The following is a 5585-nucleotide window of genomic DNA, read 5'->3' as shown; positions in this document are numbered from 1 at the left end:
CCCCCGAGTCGCCGCCATCGCGGCGCACGGGGGCTTCTGTGTGGAGCGCCGGCCCGCCGGCGTACGGCGACGCGCTCAGCGGTCGGCGACCCGCATCTCGAACCAGGTGGTCTTGCCGCGCGGCAGCAGGTCCACGCCCCAGCGGTCGGCGAGCTTGTCGACGAGGAACAGTCCCCGGCCGCTGGTGTCCATCTCGCCGACGGGCATCAGACAGGGCAGCCCCCGGGACGGATCGCGCACCTCGATGCGGATCCAGCCGCGGCGGCGCAGCATCCGTAAGCCGAACACCCGCGCCCCGGTGTGACGTACCGCGTTGCCGACGAGCTCGGAGACGAGCAGGACCGCGTACTCGCCCGTCTGCGCCGGCAGCGCCCACTGGCGCAGCACCACGCACTGGGTGAGCCGCCGGGCGGTGGCGGCGGACTCGGGCCGGGAGGGGAGGCGCACCTCCGCGTCGGTTGGGTTGCCGTACAACTCGACGGCCTTCAGGGCCTGTTCGTCGTCGGCGGCCGGTACCCACCGTGCGGCGGTCGCGCTGACGCGCTGCCGCGGTTGTCCCACACCCTCGAGGCCCACCATGTCTCCATCATGGCCCTTGCCGCCCGTCCGCGTGGCCGTTACCGCGGAACGGAGCCCCTCGGAACAGGACGGCACGACCGGCTCGAACGGCATCCGGCCCCGACGACGCCAGGTGTGGCCCGCCCGCCTGAACCTGGGTGAAGGCCACCCTCACGAGTGATGCCGGGACCCACGGCAGCCGGCCGACGCCGGTGTGCGCCCTCCGCCCACAGCTCACGCGTGCGCGGTATCAGGCCATTTGTCGTGCGGTGCCTTTCTACCGAGCCCTCGATGGCCTGCACCGGCTCCACGGCCCGGGTACTCATCCGGCCAATCCGCCACCTCGTGCGCCCCTGCGCTTCCGAAAGCCCCGTTCCCCGGACCATCGCGGGGGCACTCAGAGGAGGGGCGGATCAGGAACGTCACGCCGAACCGTGTGACGGGCATAGCGAGGGTGGGAAATGATACGGGTGACTGTGGTGTACGAGGCCGGGCTGCTGCGGGCGGCGCTCGAGGAACTGCTGCGCTGCGGCGGCGAGTTCGATGTCTCCTCAGTTGCGCACTGGCCACAGAGACCGACTTCTGGCGCTCCTGTGCCGGACGTCTACGTCATCGACGCCGAGTGCCTCGAGCCGGCCAGGGCCGCTGACCGGACGGCGGCCGGCAGGGGCGCCCTCGTGGCGCTCGTCCCGGCGCAGCGGCCGGGGGTGCTGCGAAGGGCCCATGAGGCCGGTGCCCTCGGGTTCGTCGACAAGGACGGCTCCAAGTGCCGATTACTCACCGCGGTGCGCCGCGCGGCGAAGGGCGACCGGTTCGTGGACGAGGCACTCGCCGCCGGTTTCCTGGCGGCGGCGGAAATGCCCCTCACGCAGCGGGAGTTGACCGTACTGGCGCTGGCCGCCAAGGGGCAGCCGATAGCGGAGGTCGCCGCGTCGCTGCACCTGTCCCAGGGGACGGTCCGGAACTACATGGCGAGCGTCATCCGCAAGGTGGGGGCCCGCAACCGGGTGGACGCGATCCGCATCGCGCAGGGAGCCGGCTGGACCTGACCGGGTCGGCGGACCGGGCCGCTCCGGCACGTGCACGGACCGCGGCCGCCGGTCGTGTCAGCGGCCCGTGCCGTGCCAGTGCCCCACCAGGTCCCGGTACAGAGCGGAACGCACGAGCAGTTCCTCGTGCGTTCCGCACCGGGCGTGCGTGCCGTCGAGGGCGAGGACGCGGTCCGCCCGGAGCGCCGACGACAGCCGGTGGGCCACCACGACCAGGGTCCCCGGGCGGGCGGCGAGAGCCCGCTCGGCCACCGCCTCCGTCGAGGGATCCAGATGGGACGTCGCCTCGTCGAGCAGCAGCACGGGCGCCGGGGAGAGGTGGGCACGACCGAGGGCGATGAGCTGCCGCTCGCCCTGGGAGAGGGTCCGCGGTGTCAGGGTCGCGTCGAGGCCGCCGACCCTGGCCACGAGCGGCTCCAGTTCCAGCGCCCGCACGGTCTCCTCCACGGCCGCTCGCGGGGCGTGCGGGCGCAGGTAGCAGAGGTTGTCCCGGAGCGTGCCGGTGAACACGTACGCGTCCTGTGGGAGAAGGGTGCGCAGGCCCGTCAGGTCCGTGGGTGGCGCCGGCACGAGGGGGTGCCCGGCCAGCCGCACCGTCCCCTCGGAGGGCGCCAGGGTGCCGGCCACGACCTGGAGCAGTGTCGACTTGCCGATGCCGCTCGGCCCGACGACCGCGAGGTGCTCCCCCTCGGCGACGGACAGGTCCAGCCCGTCCAGGACGGGACGCGCCCGCGACCCGAAGGAGACCCGGACGCCCCGCACTTCCACCGCCGCCCCACCGGTCGGGGGACCGGGCCGGGGGCTTGCGGCGGGAGGGGCAACGGCCGTGTCCGGGTACGGCTCGGTGAGCCGGCCGAGGACCACGAGCAGCCGGGCGCCCGCGGCGCCGAGCACCGTCATCAGTGAGTGCAGGGCGGGCAGCAGGGCCTGAAGCAGATAGGTGAGGGCACCCGCCAGCGCTCCCGCCGAGACACCTTGCCCCAGCAGCCACGGCGTGCAGACCAGGAGGAGGAGGACCGGCAGCTGACCGGCCACGGCCACCGCGAGCGTGCGCACGGCCGCCCAGCGGGCCATCGACCGGGCCGCGGCGGCGGCCTCATCGACGTCGAGCCGCCCCCGTGCGGCGGCCGCGTCCTGCGTGCCGCAGGCGACGATGTCGCGCAGGGCCGTCCGTACGCCCTGCGCGTGCCGGCCGATCGCCTCGTCGGCGTCGAGGTAGCGGTGCTGGGCGCGGGCCATCGGCAGCAGCGACATCATGAACAGCGCGACTCCCAGCAGCAGCGGCGGCACAACGATCAGCAGGAACTGCGGTGCCAGCGACAGCAGGCCGACGGCGGCCCCGGCGGCGACGAAGACGAAGGAGCGCGCGGTGAGCACAAGCCCCGCGAAGCTGTCCCGGGCGATCTCCGTCTGGCTGGTCAGCCGGGAGACGGCCGTGCCGTCGACCGATCCGCCGGGGGCGGTGGCCTTGCGCAGCGCGTGCGTCACCGCTCGGCGGACCAGAGCGTCGCGCAGCGGCTCCGTCAGGTCGGCGAGCAGGGCGAAGACCCCACGAGTGACGGGAGCGCCGAGCAGGATCACCCCGGCCGCCAGCGCCAGCCAGAGCAGACCCGTCACGGTGTCCGCCCGCAGGAAACCGTCGTCGAGTGCTCTGGCTACTCCGTACCCACCGAGGAACGTCTGCACGGACTCGGCGGCGGACAGCGCCATGAGCCCGAACAGAGTCCGCTTCCTGCTCAGGAGGAAACGCCGGGCCGGGGCCGCGAGGCGGCGGGCGGCCACCCGGTCGGTGACGGCGGGGCCGTGACCGGGCCGGGCGGCGGTCCGGCTCATCGCCCCGACCCCAAGCCGCGTCGAGCGACCGGGGCGGCGGGCGGTGGGCCGGTCCGCGGCGGCGGGGCCGCGCCCGCGGCACGTGGGTCCCGCGCAGGCACGCGGTCGGGCGCGGCGGGCGGATCCGGCGCGGACAGAGGGTTTCCCCCTGCCGGCGGGGGCGAGGCCGGCTGTTCCGGCACGGGCCCGGGGGCGAACACCGCACGGTAGTCCGGCTCGCGCCACAGCTCGTCGTGCGGCGCGACGCGTCGGACGCGGCCCGCCTCCAGCCAGATCACCAGGTCGGCCCGGGCGGCGGTGGACACCCTGTGCGCGACGACCAGCCGCGTGCCGGTGAGCGAGGAACGCGACAGCGCGAGTTCCACCTGGCGTTCCGTGGCCGTGTCGAGGCTAGAGGTCGCGTCGTCCAGGATCGTCAGACGCCCTCGTCGTACGAAGGCCCTGGCCAGTCCGAGGCGTTGCCGCTCGCCCCCGGACAACGGCGCCTGGTCCAGCGGTGTCCCGTACCCCTGGGGCAGCAGGCGTACGAAGCCGTCGGCGTGCGCGAGGGCCGCGGCGTGCCGGACCTGTTCGCCGCTCGTGGGGACGGCTCCGGCCGCCACCGCCTCGGCGACCGTGCCGCCGGGGAACTCGGGTCGTGCGAAGGCGTAGGCGACGCAGGCGCGAAGGTCGCTGCGCACCACCTGGGACAGCGGTACGCCGTCGAGGAGCACCTGGCCCGCGTCCGGGTCCTCGAGCCGGCCGGCGACGGCGGCGAGGCTGGACTTGCCGGAGCCGGACCGGCCCACCACGGCGGCCGTCGCGCCTCCGGGCACCTTCAGCGTCACGTCCGTGAGCAATGGCACGCCGCCGCGCACCACACCGACCCCTCTGAGTTCCAGGGCGCCGGTTCCGCCGACGGGCAGGACCTCGCAGCCGTGGGACATCGGCTCCAGGTCCGCGAGTTCGGCCGTGCGACGGGCCGCGCTGCGGGCACGGACGAGCGCGCCGAGCGGGGACGCGACCCCGCCGACGCCCGCTGCGAGCGCCGCGTAGCGCGAGGCTGCCAGCAGTTCCCCCACGCTCAGGGCGCCTTGGGAGACGCGGATACCGCCCACGGCGAGGACGGCGGTGACGAGCAGCGGCAGCAGCACGCCGCTGTGCGCCACGGCGCGGCCGTGGACGGTCCACATACGCCGTCCGTGCAGGGCCAGTTCGTCAAGGGGGGCGAGGACGCGCCGCGCCTCGCGGCCGACGGTGCCCGCCGCGGCGACCGTACGGGCGCCCTCCAGTGCCTCCGTCAGCCGGGCGGCGATGTCGGCCTGCACCCGCTGGTAGCGGCCGACGCTGTCGGACGAGTGACGGGCGAAGGCACGCAGCAGCAGAAGCAGCAGCGGAACACCGGCCAGGAACACGGCAGCGGTCCACGGATCGATGAGCGCGAGGGCGACGAGGGCGCCCACGGGGGTGAGCAGTGAAGAGACGATGGTCGCGAGCGCCGCGGGCGCGGCTCCGCTGTCCGCCGCGTTCACACACAGCCGGGCGGCGACGTCACCGGGAGAGTACGGGGCCGCCCTCTCGAGCGGACTGCCGAGCAGCCCCGTCAGCGCCCGGACCCGTACCCAGGCGGTGGCGCGGGCGTTCGCCAGTTGGCTCAGCAGGACACGTGCCGCCTCGAGCAGGACCTCGCCCGCCAGCAGCACGGCGCTCAGCGCGAGCCATGGCCCCACCCCGGGGCGTCGGTCCAGCATCAGGTCCAGCGCGTGCCCGATGACGGCGGGTACCGCGAGCGCGCACCCGGCGGCGGCCGTCGAACTCAGGCCGAGGACGGCGGTGATGAACCAGGTGCGCCGCACCGTGCCGCGCAGGAGTGCGTCTCCTCCGCCCGCCGGCGCCGTACGGTCCTTCTCCCGCCTGCTCTTGCCTCGGGGCTTCGCGGCCGGCTGCCCCTGGTCACACCGTTCCTTCTCACGCTGCCTGCCCCGCACCCGCTCGGCCCGTTCCAGCCTCGTCACCCCTCTCCGGTCACCCGTCTCCGGCGCTCCTCCCGGCAGTCCTCTGCGGAGGACGCCGCGGAGGCCACCCCCGGAAGCCGCTCCGGGCTCGGCCGGGGAGCGCCGGCCGCCGCTCGGAGCCGCGTTCCGGACGCCGCGGCGCCCCCGGAGA

The 5585-nt window shown here is 75.0% G+C and carries 4 protein-coding genes; 1 reads left to right on the top strand and 3 read right to left on the bottom strand.

Annotated features, from left to right (window positions below):
• Positions 1 to 75 precede the first annotated feature (75 nt).
• Positions 76 to 579: an ATP-binding protein gene (locus ACWGH4_RS30145; protein ID WP_453466492.1), complete on the bottom strand. Its 504-nt coding sequence runs from the start codon at positions 577 to 579 to the stop codon at positions 76 to 78.
• Positions 580 to 1019: 440 nt separating this feature from the next.
• Here ACWGH4_RS30145 and ACWGH4_RS30140 point away from each other — a divergent pair, with 440 nt between their 5' ends.
• On the top strand, positions 1020 to 1607 hold the full coding sequence (locus tag ACWGH4_RS30140) for a LuxR C-terminal-related transcriptional regulator (protein ID WP_453466490.1): 588 nt from the start codon (positions 1020 to 1022) through the stop codon (positions 1605 to 1607).
• Positions 1608 to 1664: 57 nt separating this feature from the next.
• On the opposite strand, the gene ACWGH4_RS30135 is transcribed toward ACWGH4_RS30140, so the two are convergent.
• Complete coding sequence (locus ACWGH4_RS30135; protein WP_453466488.1) at positions 1665 to 3440, bottom strand: ATP-binding cassette domain-containing protein; 1776 nt, start codon at positions 3438 to 3440, stop codon at positions 1665 to 1667.
• On the bottom strand, positions 3437 to 5434 hold the full coding sequence (locus ACWGH4_RS30130) for an ABC transporter ATP-binding protein (protein ID WP_453466486.1): 1998 nt from the start codon (positions 5432 to 5434) through the stop codon (positions 3437 to 3439). Before ACWGH4_RS30130 ends, ACWGH4_RS30135 begins: the two co-directional genes overlap by 4 nt.
• Positions 5435 to 5585 lie beyond the last annotated feature (151 nt).

It is taken from the genome of Streptomyces sp. NPDC054847 (assembly GCF_053610925.1).
The sequence above is the reverse complement of the archived record's forward strand: the minus strand, read 5'-3'. Positions and strand labels throughout refer to the sequence as shown.